Below are 20,878 nucleotides of genomic sequence, written 5' to 3'. Positions count from 1 at the left end.
GCCGGGTCCGTGTCATCAGGGCGTTCCGGGGCCGGGGCGTGGCGGTGGTGTCAGGGCCGGGCCGGGCCGGGGCGTGGCGGGACCCGTCCGCGCGCCTCCCGCGGCCGTCGGGCAAGCTGGACGGCGCGAGACCACGACGGGAGGCGCGCGTGCGGACAGATGCGGAACGGACGAGCGGGGCGGCCGGCGACCCGCCGACCGGGATCGGGCCCGGGACCCTGCGCTCCGAGACGCTGATCGTGCTCGCGCTCTCCCTCGGCGCCAGCGCGGTCTCCTCGCTGATCAGCTTCGTCGGATCGCTGACCAGGCCGGGCGGGCTGAAGGAGCAGGCGGCCACCCTCAACGGCTCGTACGCGCCGGGGCGGCCCTGGCTGGACCTCGCCTGGCAGTTGTTCTCCGTGGCCACCGCGCTCGTGCCGGTGGTCCTCGTCGCCCACCTGCTGCTGCGGGAGGGCGCCGGGCTGCGGGCGATCGGCTTCGACCGCCGCAGACCGGGGCCCGACCTGCGGCGCGGCGCGCTCGTCGCCGCCGGCATCGGCAGCGCCGGCCTCGCCTTCTACCTGGTGGCGCGCGGCATCGGCATCAACCTCACCGTGGTGCCCGAAGCGCTGCCGGCGGAGTGGTGGAAGTACCCCGTGCTGGTCCTCTCGGCGATCCAGAACTCCGTGGTGGAGGAGGTCGTCGTCGTCGGCTACCTGCTGCGCAGGCTCGGGCAACTGGGGTGGTCCCCCATGGCGGCGCTGGTGGCCAGCTCGGTGCTGCGCGGCTCGTACCACCTGTACCAGGGCATCGGCGGGTTCATCGGGAACCTGGTCATGGGAGTGGTCTTCGTGCTGCTGTACCGCCGGTGGGGGCGGGTCGGCCCGCTGGTCGTGGCGCACGCGCTGCTCGACATCGTGGCCTTCGTCGGGTACGGGCTGCTGGCGGGCGAGGTGGACTGGCTGCCCACGGCGCCGTGAGAGCGGGCGGCGGGCCCCGGGGCCGGGCGCGTGGCGGGGCCGCGGCCCCGGCCGGGGAACCGGTCACGCGCTGAGGCCGGCCGGCCTGGTCGGGGGCGCGGGCCGGCCGGGGCGCGGGCCGGTCGGGCCCCCCGGGGCCGGCCGGCGGCCGCGGTGGGTCCCGCGTCCCTCAGGCGTGCAGCTCGCCGTCGATGACCGTCACGGCCCGCCCGGTCAGCAGGGTGCGGTCACCGCGCAGGGCCGTGCGGACGACGCCGGTGCGCGCGCCGCCCTGGAGGCCGGTCAGGTCGTCACGGCCGAGGCGGGCCGACCAGAACGGTGCGAGCGCCGTGTGCGCGCTGCCCGTGACGGGGTCCTCGTCGATGCCGACGCGGGGGAAGAAGCAGCGCGACACGAAGTCGTGGCCGGCCGCCGGGTCCGCGGCGCGTGCCGTGGCGATGACGCCGCGCTCGGACAGTCCCCCCAGTACCGCCAGGTCCGGCGCCAGGCCGCGTACGACCGCCTCGTCGCGCACCTCCACCAGCAGGTCGCCGATGTGGGCGGCCGTGTCGTGCACGGAGACGAGCTCGGTGCCCAGCGCCTCGGCGAGACCGGCCGGCGCGGCGACCGGGGTGAGCGTCGACGTGGGGAAGTCCATCGTGACGGAGCCGTCCTCGGCGGCGGTGGTGGTCAGCACGCCGCAGCGGGCGGCGAAGCGCACGGTCCCGGTGGCGCGTCCGGTCGTGTGCAGCACGTGGGCGGTGGCCAGGGTGGCGTGGCCGCACATGTCGACCTCCGTCACCGGGGTGAACCAGCGCAGCGCCCAGTCCGCCTCCCCGCCGGGCGGCAGCGGGTGGGCGAACGCGGTCTCGGAGTGGTTGACCTCCGCGGCGACCCGGAGCAGCCAGGAGTCGTCGGGGAACGCGTCGAGGAGCAGGACGCCGGCGGGGTTGCCGGAGAACGGGCGGTCGGCGAAGGCGTCGACGATTCGGATGCGCATGGGCAGGACCGTAGGGCGCGTCCCGGGCCGCGGGCCAAGGCCAATCGGCAGCGACTGGACCGGGGTCCGTCGTGCCGTCCGGTACGGAGCGGGGTCGTCGGTCGCGGAGGCCAGACTTGGCGCCATGACCCCATCGGATGCCAAGACCGACCTCCGCCTCTCCCTCCAGTCCGCCCGCGACGCCCTGCTGTGGAAGCTCGACGGGCTCTCGGAGTACGACGTCCGCCGTCCGCTCACGCCGACCGGCACCAACCTCCTGGGCCTGGTCAAGCACGTGACCGGGGTGGAACTGGGATACCTGGGCGACACCTTCGGGCGGCCCTCGGGCGAACCCCTGCCCTGGCTCGACGAGGGCGCCGACCCCAACGCCGACATGTGGGCCACCGCCGACGAGCCGCGTGCACAGGTCGTCGCCCTCTACCGGCGGGCGTGGGCGCACGCCGACGCCACGATGGACGCGCTGCCGCTGGACACCGAGGGCGCGGTGCCGTGGTGGCCGGCCGGTCGCAACGCGGTGACGCTGCACCGCGCCGTGGTGCGGGTGGTCGCCGACACGCATCGGCACGCGGGCCACGCGGACGTCCTGCGGGAGCTGGTGGACGGCTCGGTGGGGATGCGGCGGGACCACCGCGCCGTGGCGCCGGGGGACGCGGCGTGGTGGGAGGAGTACCGGAACCGGCTGGAGCACGCGGCTCGGGAGGCGGAGCGGAAGGCCGAGCGGGACGGGTGAGGACGGGCGATCGGGCACCGGGGTCCGGGAGGTCCGAGGGGGCCCGAGGGGTTGTCGGACGATTGCTTCCGATATATCGTTGAAGCATCGCGACTGATCAATGATGGAAGGAGCGCATGATGCGTTCACACGATCACGATCATGACCACGGACGCGGGCACGGCCACTGCGGGCCCGGTCGCCACGGTCAGGGCGAGTTCGACGGCCGCAGGGCCGCCTTCGGTCCCTTCGGTCCCGGCTTCGGAGGAGGCCCCGGCTTCGGCGGCGGCCCCTTCGGCGGGCGCGGGCGCGGTGGCGGTCGGGGCAGGGCGCGCCGCGGTGACGTCCGCGCCTCGATCCTGGCGCTGCTCAAGGACCGCCCGATGCACGGGTACGAGATGATCCAGGAGATCGCCGAGCGCAGTGGCGGCGCCTGGAAGCCGAGTCCGGGGTCCGTCTACCCGACCCTCCAGCTGCTGGAGGACGAGGGTCTCATCGAGAGCCGCAGCGAAGGCGGCAAGAAGCTCTTCGCACTCACCGACAGCGGCCGCCAGGAAGCCGAGCTCGCTCCGGAGGCCCCCTGGGAGGAGGCCGGCAAGGGCATCGACTGGGAGGCCATGAACGAGATCCGGCAGGCCGGCTTCGGGCTGCTGGAGGCGTTCGGGCAGGTGTGGAAGACGGGCTCCGCCGAGCAGCGGAAGAAGGCCCTGACCGTCATCAACGACGCCCGCAAGCGGCTCTACCTCATCCTGGCCGACGAGGACTGACGCCACGTGCCCCCGGCAGGGCCCGAGGGCGCGTACGCGTACGGCAGCAGGCGCCCCTCCTCCTATGGGACGAGGGCGGGCCGGTGGCACCCTCCTGCCGTGGGACGCGCGGATGGTCCCCGGCGGGGACGACCGCGGGCCCCGCGCCTGGTGGGGTGGGGGGGTGCAGCGCTCCACCCCGCCGGCGCCCCGGCAGCCCGCCCACCGTCGAGCGGAGCCCGAGCCCCCGCTCGCGGCGGCCGGACTCGTCGCCGCCGTCGCCGGTGCCCGGCGCAGGGCCGCGCGGGACGGCGACCGGGAGATCGACACGGCCCACCTCCTGCACTCCCTCGTCGAGTCGGACCCGGACGTGCGCGCCGCCGTCGGGGGAGCGCCCCGCGTGGCGCGCCTCCTGGGGTACCTGGCCCAGCGCGGCATCGGGTACGGGCTGCGCTGGCGCCGTTCGGTGGAGGACTCGGCCCCGCCGCCCGTCGTGGCAGGCTCGCCCGACTCAACCCACTCGCCCGCCGTGCTGCCCACCGCCCCGTCGGGGCCGGCGCTGGGGCCGGGTACGGCGGATACGGCTGGTGGGGCCGGCGTGACGGGTGGGGCGCTGCCCGGGTGGTCGCCCGTCGCCACCGCCGCGCTGGCCGCCGCCACCGCCCGGGCGGTGGCGCGCGGCGCTTCCGGCGCGACGCCCCTGGACCTCCTCGCCGCACTGGCCGCTGACCCGCGCTGCCGGGCGGTCGAGGTGCTGACCAGGGCGGGCGTCGACCCGACCGCGCTGTGCGCCCGCCTCGACGCCCCGTCCGCGCCGCCGTCTCAACAGGTGTCATGATCTTTACGCTCCTGACGTCGCCTGCCATCATGTGTCGATGCACGCGTCTCAGGTGAGAAGCGCCGGCCTGGGACTGGCCCTGGTCTCGGCGTTCGCATTCGGTGGATCAGGTGTCGCGGCCAAGCCGCTCATCGAGGCGGGCCTCGACCCGCTGCACGTGGTGTGGCTGCGGGTGACGGGCGCCGCGCTCGTCATGCTGCCCGTGGCCTGGCGCCACCGCGACCTGCTGCGCCGCAAGCCCGCCCTGCTGGCCGGGTTCGGCCTGCTCGCGGTGGCGGGCGTCCAGGCGTTCTACTTCGCCGCGCTCTCCCGCATCCCCGTCGGGGTCGCGCTGCTCATCGAGTACCTCGCCCCGGCGCTCGTCCTCGGCTGGGTCCGGTTCGTGCAGCGCCGCCCCGTCACCCGGGCCGCCGCCCTGGGCGTCGTCCTCGCCGTCACGGGCCTGGCGTGCGTCGTCGAGGTGTGGGCCGGCCTCCGCTTCGACGTGCTCGGACTCGTCCTCGCCCTCGGCGCCGCCTGCTGCCAGGTCGGCTACTTCGTCCTGTCCGACCAGGGCGGGGACGAGGACCGGCCCGTCGACCCCATGGGCGTCATCGCCTACGGGCTCCTGGTCGGCGCGGCCGTCCTCACGGTCGTGGCCCGACCCTGGTCCATGGACTGGCGGGTCGTCGCCGGTAGCGCCGACCTCGGCGGCACGTCCCTGCCCGCGGGGCTGCTGCTCGGCTGGATCGTCCTCGTCGCGACCGTGCTGGCGTACGTCACCGGGGTCGTCTCCGTACGCCGGCTCTCCCCGCAGGTGGCCGGGGTCGTGGCCTGCCTGGAGGCCGTCATCGCGACCGTCCTCGCCTGGGTGCTCCTCGGCGAGCACCTCACCGCGCCGCAGGTGGCCGGTGGCGCGCTCGTCCTGGTCGGCGCGTTCATCGCCCAGTCGTCCACGCCGAAGGCGCCCTCCGGGCCCGTCGCCGGCTCCGACCCCCTCCCCGACGCCCGGACCCTGTCCGCCGACTCGCCCCGAGGGTAGGGGGCCCGGCCGACGGTCCTACGCGCGGTCGCGGCGGCGGAGCTGGTGGGCCCGCGCCGCCGCGTCGCCCGGGCCGCCGCGCTCGGCGAGCCCGGCGGCGATGCGGTCCTGCACCGCCTCGGCCTTGTGCCCGGCGTACTTGAACTTGGCCCGCACGTCGGTCACCTCCAGCCGCAGTCCGCGCAGACCCGCCAGCAGCCGCCCGAAGGGCGCCTCCCCCGCCGCGACCCGGGCGGAGCCGCCCGCCGGCTGGAAGTGGTCGACCTGGCGGCCGAGCAGCTCCGCCTTCTCGACCGGGTCGTCCACCACCCGTGCCGTGCAGACGAGCTGGACGGCCGCGTACAGCGACGTGGGCGTGCCGTGCTCGGGCGGGGCGCCCTCCGGGGCCGCCCAGGGGCCGGGGACGAACACGTAGTCGTCGACGACGCTGAGCACGACGGTCGGCCGGGCCTCCAGCGCGCCCCACAGCGGGTTCGGCCGGGCCAGGTGCGTGACGACCTCGCCGTACGGGCCGGGTTCGGCGTCGTAGCGGAAGTGCAGCGGCTGGACCCACGGTGGCGCGCCGGACGGGCCGTTCACCGCGAGCTGGCCGAAGTCGTGGTGGGCGAGCCAGTCCCGCCACTCGGCGTCGTCGCGCGCCGCGTCCCAGGGATGTATCAGCACGGTGTCCCCCTCACAGGGCGGCGAGGTAGTCGGGGAAGGGCACCGCCGGGTCCAGGCCGGCGTCCGGCAGTGCCGCCCCGTACCGCGTGACCAGGGGGATCACGCCCGCCCAGTGGGGGAGCGCCAGGTCCTCCGGCTCCTCGTTCACGCCGCCCGTGCGGACCTTCGCGGACACCTCCCGGAGGTCCAGGCTCAGCACGGCCGTCGCGGCGAGCTCGCGGGCGTCGGCAGGGCGGCAGTCGTACGAGCGGCCCGGGACCACGTGGTCCACGAGCGCGTCGAGCGCGGCCCGGCGCTCCTCCGGGTCCGTCACCTGGTGGGCGACGCCGTGCACCACCACCGACCGGTAGTTCACGGAGTGGTGGAACGCCGAACGGGCCAGTACCAGCCCGTCGACGTGCGTCACCGTCAGGCACACGGGCAGTCCGGGGTCCGTCCCGCCGGCGGCCGTCCCGCCGGGCGCCGCCGTCCCGTCGGCCGCCGCTCCGTCGACAGCCGTCCCGCCGGGCGCCGTACCGGGAGCGCGGCCCGCCATCCGCAGGGGGCGCGAGCCCGTGGAGCCGTGGACGTACAGCCGCTCGCCGACCCGGCCGTACAGCGTCGGCAGCACGACGGGCCGGCCGTCGCGGACGAAACCGAGGTGGCAGACGTACCCCTCGTCGAGGACCGCGTGGACCAGGGTGCGGTCGTACGAGGCCTTCGGGCGGCCGCGGGTCGGGACGGTGAGGTCGGTCGGCTCGTACGAACCCCCCGCTTCCGGCGCCCGGGGTGACGTCGAGGCGGTCTCCGGCATTGCGTTCTCCATTGCACTAGTGCATAATACGGTTTGTGCTAGGAGAGTATCGGATCAGCGGGAGCCGTGCAGCGGAGATCGCGGCCAGCGTGGAGCGCGGGGTCGGTGCGGGTGAGCTCGCGCCGGGCCGACTCCTGCCGCCCATGCGGGAGTTGGCGGCGCAGCTGGGGGTCAACCCCAACACGGTGGCCGCCGCCTACCGGACCCTGCGGGAGCGGGGCGTCATCGAGACCGCGGGTCGCCGCGGGAGCCGGATCCGCCCCCGGCCCGTCACCACCGCGCGGGAGGCCGTCCGGATCGAGGCGCCCGAGGGCGTCCGCGACGTCGGCCAGGGCAACCCCGACCCGTCCCTGTTGCCCTCGCTCGCCCCCGCGTTGGCCGCCGCCGCGCGCCGGGACGACGAGCACCGCGGGCTGTACGGGGAACGGCCCGTCGACGAGCGCTTCGCCCGGCTCGCCCGGGCCGCGCTGGACGCCGACGGCGTCCCGGACGGACCCGTCGGCGTCACCTCCGGCTCCCTCGACGCCATCGAACGCGCCCTCGCCGTGCACCTGCGCCCCGGGGACGCCGTGGCCGTCGAGGACCCGGGCTGGGGCAGCATGCTCGACCTCGTACCGGCGCTGGGGCTGCGGGCCGTGCCCGTCGGCGTCGACGACGACGGGCCGCTGCCGGACGAGGTGGAGCGGGCCCTGCGCGACGACGGTGTCCGGGCCGTCGTCGTCACCGCCCGCGCGCAGAACCCGACCGGGGCGGCGGTCGGCGCCGAGCGCGCCGAGCGGCTGCGGGAGGTGCTGTCCCGTCACCCGGACGTGCTGCTCGTCGAGGACGACCACGGCCACGGCTTCGTGGAACAGCCGCTCCACGCGCTGTCCGGGGCCACCGGGCGGTGGCTCTACGTGCGCTCCGTCGCCAAGGCGTACGGCCCCGACCTGCGCGTCGCCGCCTTCACCGGTGACCACACCACCGTCGACCGCGTCCTGGGTCGGCAGCGCCTCGGTCCCGGCTGGGTGAGCCGGCTGCTCCAGCGCGCCGTCGTCCACCTGTGGGAGTCCCGTGCCGTGGACGCGCCGGCCGTCGCGCGGGCGTACGGGGAGCGACGCGAAGCGCTGATCGCCGCCCTCGCCGCGCGGGGCGTCCGGGCGCACGGCCGGAGCGGGATGAACGTCTGGGTGCCGGTGGCCGACGAGACCGGTACGGCGGCCCGGCTGCTGCACGCGGGGTGGGCGGTCGCGCCCGGCGCCCGGTTCCGCATGGCCTCGCCCCCGGGTATCCGGCTCACCGTCTCCGGCCTGGGGGGCGACGACATCGAGGCGCTCGCAGCGGCCGTGGCGGAGGCGGCCGGGCCGATGGCGGTGGGCGTCCACCGCTGAGCAGACGTCCACCGCTGAGCCGTGGACGCGGCGATGGCCCGCCGCGCGGTGGTGCGCCGGCGTGCCGGCCTCCCCGGCCGGTCTGCCGGGCGGGGCGGGCCGCCGGCGGGTGGCGCGGGGCCTCATCGGCGGGCGGCGGCCTCGCCGTCGTGCCGTCGCCGGCCGGGGAGGCGGCGGGACGCGGTGTCGGGGCGGGTCTGGGTGAGGGCGGCGCCCGCCAGCACGATCAGCGCCCCGACCGGGGTGTTCCAGGCGAGCGGCTCGTCCAGCAGCGTCACGCCGGCAGCCGTGGCGATGACCGGCGTGAAGTACGTGACCATCTGCCCCGTCGTCGGGCCGACCTCGGAGACGATCCCGTACTGCAGCAGCATCGCGAAGCCGGTACCCAGGGCGCCGAGGACGACCACGGCCACCAGCGGGAGCACCGGGAAGGACGACGGCCAGCTCGTGAACAGCGGGGTCACCACCGCCAGCTGGACCGTCGCCAGCAGCAACTGCGCACCCGTGAGGGACAGGTGTGACGCGCCGCTGCCCGCCAGCGTGCGGCGCACGTAGATCCAGCCGATCGGATAGCTCAGCGAGGCCAGCAGCGCCATGACCGTGCCCCCGGCGTCGATGCCGGAGAAGCCCTGCCAGGCCCCGAGCACCGTCAGGACGCCGAGGAAACCGAGCCCCAGACCGGCCACCCGGCGGCGCGTGGGCCGGTCCTCCGAGAGGGCGACCAGCGACAGGACCATGCCCCACAGCGGCGACGTGGCGTTGCAGATGCCCGCGAGGGTCGAGGGGATCGTCAGTTCGGCGAAGGCGAAGAGCGAGAACGGCAGGGCGTTCAGGAAGAACGCCGCCACCGCGAGGTGCGCCCAGGTGCGGGCCCCGCGCGGCAACCCCGTCCGCCGGAACGCCATCGCGGCGGCGAGCACGGCCGTACCGAACAGCAGGCGCCCGAGGGTGACCTGGAACGGGGCGTACGCCGACGTGCCGACCTTGATGAGCAGGAAGCTGAACCCCCAGACCACGGAGAGCACCGCCAGCCGGACGCGCCAGTCGACGCGGCGCCCCCGCCGGGGGGCGGGACCGGCGGCCGGGCCGCCGGTGGCTGAGGCGGAGGCGAGGGCGGTGGGGGCGGGCCGGTCGGCGGAGGGCGGGGTCCGGTGTGGGGGCGTGGTGCTCATGAGGCCACCATGGCCCGCCGAACTACTTAGAACAAGTGAGAATTTGTCGAGGCGTTTGGTTAGCATTGCTTATATGTTGAACCTGGAGCGCCTGCGGACCCTGGACGCCCTCGCCCGGCACGGCTCGGTCAGCGCCGCCGCCGACGGACTGCACGTCACCACGTCCGCCGTCTCGCAGCAGCTGGCCAAGCTGGAGCGCGAAGTCGGCCAGCAACTCGTCGCCAGGAACGGGCGCGGAGTGCGCCTGACCGACGCCGGGCAACTCCTCGCCGGACACGCGGCGCGCATCCTGTCGCAGGTCGAGCTGGCGCAGTCGGACATCGAGGCCCAGCGGGGCCGTGCCGTGGGGGAGGTGCGGCTCGCCGGCTTCCCCACGGCGGCGCGCGGCCTCTTCCCGCACGCCATCACCGCGCTGCGCGGCAGCCACCCGGAGCTGCGGGTGCGCAGCAGCGAGCGGGAACCCGAGCACGGCATCCGCCAGGTGCTGCGGGGGGACGTGGACATCGCCGTCGTGCTCGACTGGAGCAACAAGCGCCTGCCCGTCCCGGGCGGCCTCGCCCACACGGCGCTCCTCGACGACACGGCCGACGTCGCCGTACCCGCCGACCACCCGCTCGCCGGGCGCGCCGAGGTCGACCTGACGGACCTGGCCGACGACGACTGGGTCTCCTGGCCCGAGGGTGAGTTCTGCTACGAGTGGCTGGTGTTCACCCTGCGCTCCCAGGGCATCGAGCCGCGGATCGCCCACCTCGCGGGCGAACACCACACGCAGCTGGCGCTGATCCAGGCGGGCCTCGGCGTGTGCGTCACCCCCCGGCTCGGGCGCGGGCCGGTACCGGAGGGGGTCGTGCTGATCCCCGTGCGGCAGCGGATGTGGCGGCACATCTACGCCGTGTGGCGCGCCGACGCCGACCGGCGGCCCTCGATCAGGGCGGCCGTCGAGGCGCTGAGGGACGCGGCGGCCGCCGTGGCGGAGTGACCGGCCGGGCCCGCGGCACGGCCCGAAGGCGAACGGGCGGCCGGGGCCGGGGCGAGGGGACGCCCCGCGGCGTGTCGGGACGGGCCGGGGCGGGCCGGGAGACGGGAAGCGACGGGAAGGGCCGGGCGACGGGAAGGGCGACGGAGGACCAGGCCCGGTGACGGGACGGGCCGGACTCACGGCGGCCGTGCCCGCCGACCGCGTCGACGACGCCGACCCCCTGCCGGCCCGCCTGGCCCGCCCGAACCGGCCCGGCCGCCGGAAGCGGGTGCCGGGACCGGGGTGCCGGGCGCGGGGGTGTCGTCAGGCGAGCTTGATCGAGTCGCCCTCGACCGTGATCCTCGCGGCCGGCAGCGGTTCGGTCGCCGGGCCCGCCTTCACGCTCCCGTCGGCCGCGTCGAACCGGCTGCCGTGGCAGGGGCAGTTGATCACCCCGTCCGTGACGTCCCCCACCGCGCACCCCCGGTGCGTGCACATCGCCGAGAAGGCCCGGAACTCGCCCGCCTTCGGCTGCGTGACGACCACGCCCCGGTCACCGAAGACCCGGCCGCCGCCCTCCGGTATGTCCGACGTCCTCGCCAGGACCTGCCCCGCCCCGCCCGCCGCCCCGCCCCCGGCGTCCTGCGCCGGGCCACTGCCCGCGGGAGGCGCGGCCGGCGGCGCCGCCGAACCCCCGTCATCCGACCCGGCGCACGCCGTCAACGCCGCGGCGAGGCCCGCACCCCCCGCCGCCGCGACCACGGTCCGCCGCGCCACCGTCCCACCCGCACCCCGTGCCGCCGCCGCTCCGTCCGTCCCGGTCATGCGCCGTTCCTTCCACCTCGACACACCTGGGGTCCCCCAGGTCATGCGGAGGTACGGAGCCCGGCGCCGCCCCGTTCACCTCCCCAGCGACGACGTCAGGAAGTCCAGCTCCAGCCGCAGGTGGTTGCTCACCACCTCCTCCCGCGTCACCGCGTGCGCCACGCCCGGCAGGGGCAGCACGGTGTGCGGCCGCCCGGCGGCGAGCAGCGCGGCGGAGAGCCGCAGCGTGTGGGCGGCGACCACGTTGTCGTCGGCCAGACCGTGCACCAGCATCAGGGGCCGGGTCAGCCGGTGTGCCTCCGTCAGCAGGGACGACCGGACGTAGTTCTCCGGCTCGACGTCGGGGTGGCCGAGGAACCGCTCCTCCCAGTGCGTGTCGTACAGCCGTCGGTCCGTCGGCGCGGCGCCCGCCACCGCGGCGTGGAACACGTCGGGACGGTGCAGGACCGCCCCGATCGCCAGGTAACCGCCGTACGACCACCCCCGTACCGCCACCCGTCCCAGGTCCAGCCCCGGGTAGCGCTCCGCCGCCGCGTGCAGCGCGTCGACCTGGTCCTCCAGCGCCGGGCCCAACCGGTCACCGCGCACCGCGACCTCCCAGGCGCGGCCCCGCCCCGGAGTGCCGCGCCCGTCCGCCACCAGCACGGCGAAGCCCTGCTCGGCGAACCACTGCGCGACGGCGCTCCACCACCCGTGCCCGCACACCGCCAGCTGCATCCCGGGACCGCCGTACGGGCTGAGCAGGACCGGCAGCCGCTCCCGGGAGGCGGGGTCGTACCAGGACGGCAGGTGCAGGTGGGCACGGAGTGCGCGGGCCCCCAGTGACAGGCGGGCGGCCCGGGGGCGGACCGATGGCTCATCGGCGAGGACGGCGATGCGGCCCGCCGGCGACCCGTCCCGCAGAACCGTCACCGAACGGCCGTCCGGCGTCAGGCTGTCGAGCACCACGGTGCGGCCGCCGACCGCGGCCGTGTGCACGCCCGGCCGCTCGCTCACCCGACGGAAAGCGGTCCCTGGACGGGGGGCGGCCCCGGGAGGGGAGGCGGCCCCGGTCCCCGTACGCCCGTCCACCCCGGCCCCCGTACGCCCGTCCACCCCGTCCGCCGCAGGGCCGCTCGCCCCGGCGTCGTCCGGACCGCCGTCCACCGGGTCGCCCGCCCCCTCGTACACCCACACGTGCGTCTCCGTCGGCTCCTCGCTCGCCGTGAAGTACACCCGCTCATCGGCCGCCCCCAGCACCTCGCGGACCTGGAGGCCGGGCGGCGACGGGGCGTCGCCGACGCGTATGCCGCGCACGTCGTCCCGGACGTCGGCCACGACGGTGGTGCCGGACCCGGTTCGCAGCGGCGCGCCCGGGGTGAGGGCCACCCACGCGTCGTCCCGCAGCACGTGCAGCGGTCGGACGTCTCCCGTCTCCGGGTCGGCGCCGAACCACTGCGCGGTGCGCTGGTCACGCGTCTGGAGCTGGGCGTACGGACCGTGGGCGTCCCAGCCGGCGGCGGTCACGTACTCGAAGCGCCGGTCCGTCCAGGCGCCCGCGGGGTGCCCGCCCGCGTCGGCCGCGGCGGGCGTCCGCAGCACCGTGCGGCCGCCGTCGAGACGCAGGACGTGCAACGTCACCCCCGGGTTCGCACTGCCGGCCGCCGGGTAGCGCAGCACACGCGGCGGCGTCGCCGGGTCCGCCGGGTCTGCGAGGTACCAGCGGGCCACCGGCGTGTTGTCGACGCGCGCCACCAGGAGGGCGTCTCCCGCCGGGGACCACCAGAAGCCGCGCGTCCGTCCGATCGACTCGGCCGACACGTGGTCGGCGAGGCCGTACACGACGTCGGCGGACTCCGGCTCGGCGAGCGCCCGGTCCCCGCCGCCGTCCACCGCCACCACGCGCACCGCGCCGTCCGTCACGTACGCCACCGACGACCCGTCGGGGGAGGGGCGGGGGTCCACGACGGGGCCCGCCGTAGGGATCCGCCATGGGGCGCCACCCCGGGTCCGGACCGCCCACAGCGCCCCGCCGACCGCGAAGACCGCCAAGCGGACCCCGCGGTCCGTGGCGTACCCGACGACACCCGACGACAGGACGCGGGCCCGCTCGCGGCGGACCCGCTCCTCCTCCGGGAGGGCGTCGTCCCCCGGCCCGCCCAGCCCCGCCGGATCGGCGAGGAGCCGTTCCCCGCCGTCCTCGTACAGCCACAGGCAGCCGACCGGATCGGTGCCCGAACCGGTGCGGACGAACAGCACCCGCTCGCCGTCGGGCGAGACCGTGAAGTGACCCGGCACCCCGAGGGAGAAGCGGCGGGTGCGGGCGAACGCGCGGGGGAAGTCGGGTAAGGCCCGGACGGGGGCCGCAGCAGTGATCTCGGTCATGGGGGCAGCATGCCAGGAGGTGCCGACGGCCGGGGCCGCGCACGGTGCCGCCTGTGGAAAACCCGCTCGATGACGCCCGGGCGGCCACGTAGCCTGGGGGGATGCTTTCCGAAGTCACAGCGATCCGCTACGTCACGCCCTTGCGGGAGGGCGGCTCGCTCCCGGGCATCGTCGAGGCCGACGACCTCGGCACGTACGTCATGAAGTTCACCGGCGCAGGGCAGGGCCGCAAGACGCTGGTCGCCGAGGTGATCTGCGGCCGGCTCGGCCAGCGCCTCGGGCTGCGCGTCCCCGACCTGGTCACCATCCAGCTGGACCCGGTGATCGGCCTGGGCGAGCCCGACCAGGAGGTGCAGGAGCTGCTCAAGGCAAGCGGCGGCCTCAACCTCGGGATGGACTACCTCCCCGGCTCCCTCGGCTTCGACCCGCTCGCCTACGAGATGGACCCGGTCGAGGCGGGCCGCGTCGTCTGGTTCGACGCGCTCATCAACAACGTCGACCGGTCCTGGCGGAATCCCAACATGCTCGTCTGGCACGGCGAACCGTGGCTCATCGACCACGGCGCCACCATGATCTGGCACCACAACTGGCCCGGGGCCCAGGCGTCCGCCGCCAAGCCGTACGACGCCTCCGACCACGTCCTGGCCCCCTACGGCCCCGACGTCGCCGCCGCTGCCGCCGAGCTGGCGCCCCGCGTCACCGAGGGGCTGCTGACGGAGGTGGCCGCCGACGTGCCCGACGAGTGGCTGGTCGACGAGCCCGGCTTCGACGGGCCCGACGCCGTCCGCCGCGCCTACGTGGAGGCGCTCCTGCCGCGTGCCGCCACCATCCACGAGCACGTCACCCTCGGTCGGCGCACCGAGCGCAAGGCCCAGCCGCCCGGCTGGCTCACCGAGCACGCCACCCCGTGGCCCCACACCGCCGGCGGCGGGGCCGTCCCGAGCGAGCACCGGAAGGACGGCGGCGAGTGACCGGGCGGGACGTCTTCGAGTACGCGCTGCTGCGCGTCGTGCCGCGCGTCGAGCGCGGCGAGTGCTTCAACGCCGGCGTGGTGGTCTACTGCCGTGCCCGGTCCTTCGTCGCGGCGCGGACCGACCTGGACGAGGCCAGGCTCGCGGTGCTCGATCCCCGGGCCGACGTCGCCGGTGTGCGGGCCGCCCTGCGCGCGGTGGAGGGCGTGTGCCGGGGAGGGGACCACGCCGGGCAGGCCGCGCACGACGACGCGGGCCGCCGCTTCCGCTGGCTGGTCGCCCCGCGCTCCACGGTCGTCCAGCCGGGCCCCGTGCACACCGGCCTGACCGCCGACCCGGAGGCCGAGGTCGAGCGGCTGCTCGACCTGCTCGTCCGCTGAGGCGGGGCCGCCGTCAGGCGGGCGTCCGGCGCCGGCCCCCGGAAACACCCCGGGTCCGTGGGCCGGACGCCCCGGCCCGGCACGCCGCGCGGGCTTCCGGGACCGCCGCCGGACGCCCAGCGAGCCTCCGGTCCGCCCCCAGGTTCTGCTCCCTCGGGGAAGGACCGCCGCTGGATGGCCGAACAGCTCGCACCCGGTGCCGGCCCTCCGGAGGACCAACACCGGATCCCCCGGGGGGCTCTCCGGCAGCCGCCGGGGGCCGACCTTGTGCCCCGAGCCCGGCGTCGGGCGCCCCCCGATCCGGCACCGGTCGCCCCGGTCCGGCGCCCAGCCGCACACGGGGCCGTCGCGGGGCTCCCGCGCGGTCCGAGACCGCCCGGCCGCCCACGGGGGCGCCCCGAAGGCCCTGCCCGGGCACCCGAGGCCCCCGCTCGGCACCCGAGGCCCCCCTCGGCATGCCCCTCAACTGGGTACCGAGCCCCGCTCGGCACCCCCGGGGCCGCCCCGGACACGCCCGGGACCGGCTCCGACCGCCCCCGCCGGGCGGCCCGCCCCGGCGGCGCGTCCTCCGCACCCGCCCGTGGGCCGTTGACACCGGGTGCCAGGGCTTCTAGCGTCTCGTCCAGCTGAAGGTACTAAGCGGTCGCTCACCGATTCCGCGGACTGCGGGAGGGCGACGACCCCAGGGACTCAAGGGCGAGGAGAACCAGCATGTCCACCACCCAGCAGCGCGTGGCCGTCGTGACCGGAGGGGCGCGCGGCATCGGCGCGGCCACCGCCGTACGGCTCGCGGCCCAGGGGCGCGCCGTCGCCGTCCTCGACCTCGACGAGGCCGCCTGCAAGGACACCGTCGACGCGGTCACCGCCGCCGGCGGCCGGGCGCTCGCCGTCGGTTGCGACGTCTCCGACGCCGCGCAGGTGAAAGCGGCCGTCGCCCGCGTCGCCGACGAGCTCGGCGCGCCGACGGTCCTCGTCAACAACGCCGGCGTCCTCCGCGACAACCTGCTGTTCAAGATGTCCGAGTCCGACTGGGACACGGTGGTGAACGTCCACCTCAAGGGCGCGTTCCTCATGGCCAAGGCGTGTCAGAAGCACATGGTCGACGCGGGCTTCGGCCGGATCGTCAGCCTCTCCTCGTCCTCCGCGCTCGGCAACCGCGGCCAGGCCAACTACGCCGCCGTCAAGGCCGGTCTCCAGGGCTTCACCAAGACCCTGGCCAAGGAGCTCGGCAAGTTCGGCATCACCGCCAACGCCGTCGCCCCCGGCTTCATCGTCACCGAGATGACCGCGCAGACCGCCGCCCGCGTGGGCATGGGCTTCGAGGAGTTCCAGGCCGCCGCCGCGACCCAGATCCCCGTCCAGCGCGTGGGCCGCCCCGAGGACGTCGCGAACGCCATCGCGTTCTTCACCGGTGACGATGCCGGCTTCGTCTCCGGCCAGGTGCTGTACGTGGCCGGCGGCCCCCTCAACTGACGCGAAGGACGGACGACGACATGAACGCCAGGGAACTGCCCGAGCCGTCCGGCCGGGTCGCGCTCGTCACCGGCGCCAGCCGGGGCATCGGCTACGGCATCGCGGAGGCCCTCGTCGCCCGCGGCGACCGGGTGTGCATCACGGGCCGCGGTGAGGACGCCCTCAAGGAGGCCGTCGAGCGGCTGGGGCCCGACCGGGCCGTGTACGTCGCGGGCAAGGCCCACGACGAGGCCCACCAGGCGCACGCGGTGGAGCGGACCATGGAGGCCTTCGGCCGGGTGGACCACCTGGTCAACAACGCCGGGACCAACCCCGTCTTCGGTCCCATGGCCGACCTCGACCTCGCCGTCGCGCGCAAGGTCTACGAGACCAACGTCATCTCTGCGCTCGGCTTCGCCCAGCAGACCTGGAAGGCGTGGCAGCGGGACAACGGCGGGTCGATCGTGAACATCGCGTCGGTCGCCGGTGTCGGCGCCTCGCCGTTCGTCGGCGCGTACGGCATGAGCAAAGCGGCCATGATCAATCTGACGCTCCAGCTCGCCCATGAATTCGCCCCTATTGTCCGGGTCAATGCCATCGCCCCGGCCGTTGTGAAAACGAAATTCGCGCAGGCGCTCTACGAGGGCCGCGAGGAGGAGGTCACGGCGGCCTATCCGCTCGGCCGGCTGGGCACCCCCGCGGATATCGGCGGGGCCGCCGCATTCCTGACATCCGGCCAATCCGAGTGGATCACCGGACAGACCCTCATGATCGATGGGGGAATTTTCCTCAATGCCGGAGTCGGCTGAGGCGAATTGCGCCCGATTGGCCGTCTAACGCCTCAAGTGCCCCGCCGGTCCTCCCCGATTGACCTGGCGGGGCGCTGCGGTATGGTCGGCCGACCGTGGCTGAACGAGGAGCGTGTGCACGTGTTCAACCGGACCAGTCTGCAGGTGGCTGCAGCCCTTGCGTCCATATCCCTGCTCGCGGGATGCAGTCTCTTCGGGGACGATGAGGCCGAGGCGGAAAACAAGATCGTCGTGGGCACGACGAGTTCTCCGACCACCCTCGACCCCGCTGCCGCCTGGGACAGCTCGTGGGAGTTGTACCGGAACGTCTTCCAGACCCTGCTGAGCTTTCCGACCGGAAGCACGACGCCCCAGCCGGACGCCGCGGACTGCAAGTTCTCCGACGCCGTCAGCAAGGTCTACCAGTGCGACCTGCGCGACGGGCTGACGTTCTCGTCCGGCGCGAAACTCGACGCCGCCGCCGTCAAGCACTCCATCGAGCGGATCCGCGCGATCAACGCCGACGGCGGTCCGAACGGCCTCCTGGGCTCGCTCGAACGGATCGAGACCAGCGGCGACAAGACGGTGATCTTCCGGCTGAAGGAGTCGGACGCCACCTTCCCGTTCGTCCTCGCGACCCCGGCCATGTCGATCGTCGAGCCGGCCTCGTATCCGGCGGACGAGCTCCGCACCGACGGCAAGGTCGTCGGCTCGGGTCCCTACACCCTGGAGAACTACACCGAGGGCCAGGAGGCGGCGCTGGTCAAGAACCCCAGCTACAAGGGGTACGCCGACCGCAAGAACGACGCCGTCACGATCCGCTACTTCGGTGACTCCGAGGCGATGGTCGCCGCGCTGAAGAAGAAGGAGATCGACGCCACCTACCGCGGCCTGACCGCCGAGGAGGTCGTCGACCTGAGCGAGAAGAAGCCCGAGAACGAGGGCCTCCAGGTCGTCGAGTCGACCGGCGCCACCATCCACTACCTGGTCTTCGACCCCCAGGACCCGCAGGCCGGCAAGCCCGCCGTCCGCAAGGCCGTCGCCCAGCTCATCGACCGCGGCGCGCTCGTCGCCAAGGCATACCGGGGCACCGCCGAGCCGCTGTACTCGATGGTCCCCAAGGGCATCGCCGGGCACACCACCCTCTTCTTCGACCAGTACGGCGACCCGAGCGTCGACAAGGCGCGGAAGATCCTCCGCAAGGCCGGCATCGACGAGCCGGTGAAGCTGACCTTCGGGTACGCCACGGACCGCTACGGCTCCTCGACGGCCGCCGAGTTCGCCGAGATCAAGCGCCAGCTGGAGGCGTCCGGCCTCTTCGAGGTCACCCTCGTCGGCAAGCCGTGGAAGGAGTTCCAGGAGGCGTACCAGAAGGGTGACTACCCGGTCTTCGGCCGCGGTTGGTTCCCCGACTTCCCGGACCCGGACAACTTCATCGCGCCGTTCGTCGGCAAGGAGAACGTCCACAACGCCCCGTACGAGCAGCCGGAGATCACCGACCAGCTGCTGCCCGAGTCGCGCCGCAAGAGCGACCGCGCCGCGGTCACCACCCAGTTCGAGCGCGCGCAGCAGATCCTCGTCGAGGACGTCCGGCTCCTGCCGCTCTGGCAGGGCAAGCTGTACGTCGCGGCCAGCGAGGAGATCGGCGGCGGCGAGCGCGCCCTCGACCCGCAGACGGTCATGCAGATGTGGGAGCTGCACCGCAAGACCAGCTGGTGAGGGCCGCCCGAGGAGGTGGGGGATCGGTTGTCAGTGGCCGCAGGTAGGTTCTGTGGTGCCAAGCGATCCCACACCGGAGGTTGTTGACGTGACCGACACCGCCATGCTGCCCGAGTCCTGGCGAGGCGTCCTCGGAGACGAGCTGCAGAAGCCGTACTTCGCGCAGCTCACCGAGTTCGTCGAGGAGGAGCGGGCCAAGGGGCCGGTCTACCCGCCGCGCGAGGAGGTGTTCGCCGCGCTCGACGCCACCCCGTACGACAAGGTCAAGGTCCTCGTCCTCGGGCAGGACCCGTACCACGGGGAGGGCCAGGGGCACGGCCTGTGCTTCTCGGTGCGGCCGGGCGTCCGGACCCCGCCCTCCCTGCGGAACATCTACAAGGAGATGCAGGAGGAGCTCGGCCACCCGGTCCCGGACAACGGCTACCTCATGCCGTGGGCCGAGCAGGGCGTCCTCCTGCTGAACGCGGTGCTCACCGTCCGCGCCGGCGAGGCCAACTCCCACAAGGGCAAGGGCTGGGAGAAGTTCACCGACGCCGTCATCAAGGCCGTCGCCTCCCGCCCCGACCCGGCCGTCTTCGTCCTGTGGGGCAACTACGCCCAGAAGAAGCTGCCGCTCATCGACGAGTCGCGACACGCCGTGGTGAAGGGCGCCCACCCCTCGCCGCTCTCCGCGAAGAAGTTCTTCGGCTCCCGCCCCTTCACGCAGATCAACAAGGCCATCGCCGAGCAGGGGCACGACCCCGTCGACTGGCGCATCCCGAACCTCGGCTGACCCCGCGGGGCAGGTCGCCCCGTCACGCCCCTTCGACCGTGAAGTCCGGGGGCCTGCGCTTCCGGCCCCTGTGTTCTCGGGCCCCCTGCCTTCCCGGGCCCCCTTGCCTTCCCGGGCCCCGCGTGTTCCCGGCCCCACCGCTACCCCGGCTTCCCTCCGCGTTTCCCGGCCCGGGGACCCCGGCGCGAGAGGGGGGCGGGTGCCGCACGGGGCGGGCGGGCCGGCGCTGCCGCCGGTCGTGGCGGGCGGCACCCTCGGCGGTTGCCGCAGGGGGCGGGCCGTGCGCGTGCGCGGCGGTTCGTCGGCCGGACGACCGCGCCGCACCCGCTGCCCTCCCGTCGGGTCCCCCGGCGCCGCCACGTGACGTACCGACGGCTGCGCGTGACGGCCGTCGGGCCGGGCGCCGGTTAGCGTCGTCGTACGACGACGAGGGAGGCCGGCCACATGGCGGACCAGCGGCAGGGCGCGTCCGACGACGCGGTCATGACCAGCATCGGCCAGGCGACGATGCTGCTGCACGGGGGAGACCGCGAGGAGGCCCGCAACCGCTTCCAGGACCTGTGGGCGCGGATCGGCGCGGACGGCGATCCACTGCACCGCTGCACCCTGGCCCACTACATGGCGGACGCGCAGGACGACCCGGACGCCGAACTCGCCTGGGACCTGCGGGCGCTGACCGCGGCCGAGCGGATCGACGGGGCACCGGCGCCGCACGGCACGGCCGCCGCCCTGCGGTGCCTCTACCCGTCGCTGCACGTCAACCTCGCCGCCGACTACCTGAGGCTGCGGCGGCCGGACGACGCCCGCGTCCACCTCGACCGGGCCCGCGCCGCCTCCCACGTCCTCGCCGACGACCGGTACGGGGAGGGCGTGCGGGCCGCCATGGACCGGCTCGACCGCCGTCTGCGCGAGTGCTGACCGGGAGGCACCCCGTCAGCGCCGGGCGGCCTCCCGGCACCTGCGGGCCTCCTGCCCGCCGGGCCGCCACGCACCGTACCGTTCCGCCAGGCCACACGCGTCCGGCACCCTGACCGCGGTGCCCACGGGCAGGGGCACCGGGAGGACCGGGGGCACGGGTGAGCCGGCGCGCTGCCGGCGCCCCGGCTCCGCGCGCTGCGTCCCGGCCCCGCCGCGCGGTGCGCCGGGGCGGGCCGCCCCCTCCGTCCGCCGCTGCGCGGCCCACGGCCGGGGCCGGCCGGCCGGAGCCGGACGGGCTGCCGGCCGGGGCGCGGGGCCGGTGCTCTCCAGGGCCTCACGGGCCGGGGCCTCGACGACGAGCGGCTCCGGGTCCCGTGTCGGGTGTCCGGCGGCGGGCACGTGCGCCGGGCCGGGCGGCGGCGCCACCGACACGCAGCCCGACACGGCCGTCACCGCCACCGCCACGCCGAGCAGCACCCGC

At 75.3% G+C, this 20,878-nt stretch carries 20 protein-coding genes; 14 read left to right on the top strand and 6 right to left on the bottom strand.

Translation table 11 applies throughout. From position 1 onward, the window contains the following. Positions 1-203 precede the first annotated feature (203 nt). A complete protein-coding gene (locus ACF053_RS27010) occupies positions 204-959 on the top strand; it encodes a CPBP family intramembrane glutamic endopeptidase (protein ID WP_391956396.1) in 756 nt (251 codons plus the stop codon). 169 nt (positions 960-1,128) lie between these two features. Here ACF053_RS27010 and ACF053_RS27005 read toward each other — a convergent pair whose 3' ends face one another. Continuing rightward, positions 1,129-1,938: a PhzF family phenazine biosynthesis protein gene (locus ACF053_RS27005; RefSeq protein ID WP_391956378.1), complete on the bottom strand. Its 810-nt coding sequence runs from the start codon at positions 1,936-1,938 to the stop codon at positions 1,129-1,131. Positions 1,939-2,062: 124 nt separating this feature from the next. Here ACF053_RS27005 and ACF053_RS27000 point away from each other — a divergent pair, with 124 nt between their 5' ends. The 4 genes from ACF053_RS27000 (at position 2,063) to ACF053_RS26985 (ending at position 5,252) form a co-directional block, all read left to right on the top strand. Beyond that, a complete protein-coding gene (locus ACF053_RS27000; protein WP_391956377.1) occupies positions 2,063-2,668 on the top strand; it encodes a DinB family protein in 606 nt (201 codons plus the stop codon). Between the two features lie 119 nt (positions 2,669-2,787). Then, positions 2,788-3,414, top strand: coding sequence for a PadR family transcriptional regulator (locus ACF053_RS26995; RefSeq protein WP_391956395.1), 627 nt, complete (start codon positions 2,788-2,790; stop codon positions 3,412-3,414). 163 nt (positions 3,415-3,577) lie between these two features. Next, positions 3,578-4,231, top strand: coding sequence for a Clp protease N-terminal domain-containing protein (locus tag ACF053_RS26990; RefSeq protein WP_391956376.1), 654 nt, complete (start codon positions 3,578-3,580; stop codon positions 4,229-4,231). A 37-nt stretch (positions 4,232-4,268) separates the two neighbouring features. Then, positions 4,269-5,252, top strand: coding sequence for an EamA family transporter (locus ACF053_RS26985; RefSeq protein WP_391956375.1), 984 nt, complete (start codon positions 4,269-4,271; stop codon positions 5,250-5,252). 18 nt (positions 5,253-5,270) lie between these two features. Here ACF053_RS26985 and ACF053_RS26980 read toward each other — a convergent pair whose 3' ends face one another. Both ACF053_RS26980 and ACF053_RS26975 read right to left on the bottom strand, forming a co-directional pair. After that, the gene (locus ACF053_RS26980) at positions 5,271-5,915 is read right to left on the bottom strand and encodes an FMN-binding negative transcriptional regulator (protein WP_391956374.1); all 645 of its coding nucleotides are present in this window, start codon (positions 5,913-5,915) and stop codon (positions 5,271-5,273) included. A gap of 10 nt (positions 5,916-5,925) precedes the next feature. Then, a complete protein-coding gene (locus tag ACF053_RS26975) occupies positions 5,926-6,708 on the bottom strand; it encodes a pyridoxamine 5'-phosphate oxidase family protein (protein WP_391956373.1) in 783 nt (260 codons plus the stop codon). A gap of 35 nt (positions 6,709-6,743) precedes the next feature. Here ACF053_RS26975 and ACF053_RS26970 point away from each other — a divergent pair, with 35 nt between their 5' ends. Further along, positions 6,744-8,078 (top strand): aminotransferase class I/II-fold pyridoxal phosphate-dependent enzyme, encoded by a 1,335-nt coding sequence (locus tag ACF053_RS26970; protein ID WP_391956372.1) that lies wholly within the window; start codon positions 6,744-6,746, stop codon positions 8,076-8,078. 122 nt (positions 8,079-8,200) lie between these two features. Here the strand turns inward: ACF053_RS26970 and ACF053_RS26965 are convergent, their stop codons facing one another. Next, positions 8,201-9,250 (bottom strand): DMT family transporter, encoded by a 1,050-nt coding sequence (locus ACF053_RS26965; RefSeq protein ID WP_391956371.1) that lies wholly within the window; start codon positions 9,248-9,250, stop codon positions 8,201-8,203. A 73-nt stretch (positions 9,251-9,323) separates the two neighbouring features. Between ACF053_RS26965 and ACF053_RS26960 the strand changes: the two genes are divergently transcribed. After that, on the top strand, positions 9,324-10,229 hold the full coding sequence (locus ACF053_RS26960) for a LysR family transcriptional regulator (RefSeq protein WP_391956370.1): 906 nt from the start codon (positions 9,324-9,326) through the stop codon (positions 10,227-10,229). Between the two features lie 303 nt (positions 10,230-10,532). Here the strand turns inward: ACF053_RS26960 and ACF053_RS26955 are convergent, their stop codons facing one another. Both ACF053_RS26955 and ACF053_RS26950 read right to left on the bottom strand, forming a co-directional pair. After that, entirely contained in the window at positions 10,533-11,033 is a 501-nt protein-coding gene (locus ACF053_RS26955) for a Rieske (2Fe-2S) protein (RefSeq protein ID WP_391956369.1), read from the bottom strand. Between the two features lie 75 nt (positions 11,034-11,108). Next, positions 11,109-13,397, bottom strand: coding sequence for a S9 family peptidase (locus tag ACF053_RS26950; RefSeq protein ID WP_391956368.1), 2,289 nt, complete (start codon positions 13,395-13,397; stop codon positions 11,109-11,111). A 101-nt stretch (positions 13,398-13,498) separates the two neighbouring features. On the opposite strand from ACF053_RS26950, the gene ACF053_RS26945 reads away from it, so the two are divergent. From ACF053_RS26945 to ACF053_RS26915, 7 genes are all read left to right on the top strand, one after another. Then, entirely contained in the window at positions 13,499-14,368 is an 870-nt protein-coding gene (locus ACF053_RS26945; RefSeq protein WP_391956367.1) for a HipA family kinase, read from the top strand. Next, a complete protein-coding gene (locus tag ACF053_RS26940; RefSeq protein WP_391956366.1) occupies positions 14,365-14,748 on the top strand; it encodes a DUF3037 domain-containing protein in 384 nt (127 codons plus the stop codon). The genes ACF053_RS26945 and ACF053_RS26940 overlap by 4 nt, the downstream gene beginning before the upstream one ends. A gap of 711 nt (positions 14,749-15,459) precedes the next feature. Beyond that, entirely contained in the window at positions 15,460-16,221 is a 762-nt protein-coding gene (gene fabG / locus ACF053_RS26935) for a 3-oxoacyl-ACP reductase FabG (RefSeq protein ID WP_391956365.1), read from the top strand. A gap of 20 nt (positions 16,222-16,241) precedes the next feature. Further along, positions 16,242-17,009 (top strand): SDR family oxidoreductase, encoded by a 768-nt coding sequence (locus ACF053_RS26930; protein WP_391956364.1) that lies wholly within the window; start codon positions 16,242-16,244, stop codon positions 17,007-17,009. Positions 17,010-17,129: 120 nt separating this feature from the next. Further along, positions 17,130-18,707, top strand: a complete 1,578-nt coding sequence (locus tag ACF053_RS26925; RefSeq protein ID WP_391956363.1) for an ABC transporter substrate-binding protein — start codon at positions 17,130-17,132, stop codon at positions 18,705-18,707. A gap of 88 nt (positions 18,708-18,795) precedes the next feature. Further along, entirely contained in the window at positions 18,796-19,479 is a 684-nt protein-coding gene (gene ung / locus ACF053_RS26920) for a uracil-DNA glycosylase (protein WP_391956362.1), read from the top strand. A gap of 444 nt (positions 19,480-19,923) precedes the next feature. Further along, a complete protein-coding gene (locus ACF053_RS26915) occupies positions 19,924-20,397 on the top strand; it encodes a hypothetical protein (protein ID WP_391956361.1) in 474 nt (157 codons plus the stop codon). Positions 20,398-20,878: the final 481 nt, after the last annotated feature.

It is taken from the genome of Streptomyces kanasensis (genome assembly GCF_043077165.1).
Taxonomy (GTDB): Bacteria; Actinomycetota; Actinomycetes; order Streptomycetales; family Streptomycetaceae; genus Streptomyces; species Streptomyces changanensis.
This window is presented reverse-complemented; position numbering and strand designations above follow the sequence as displayed.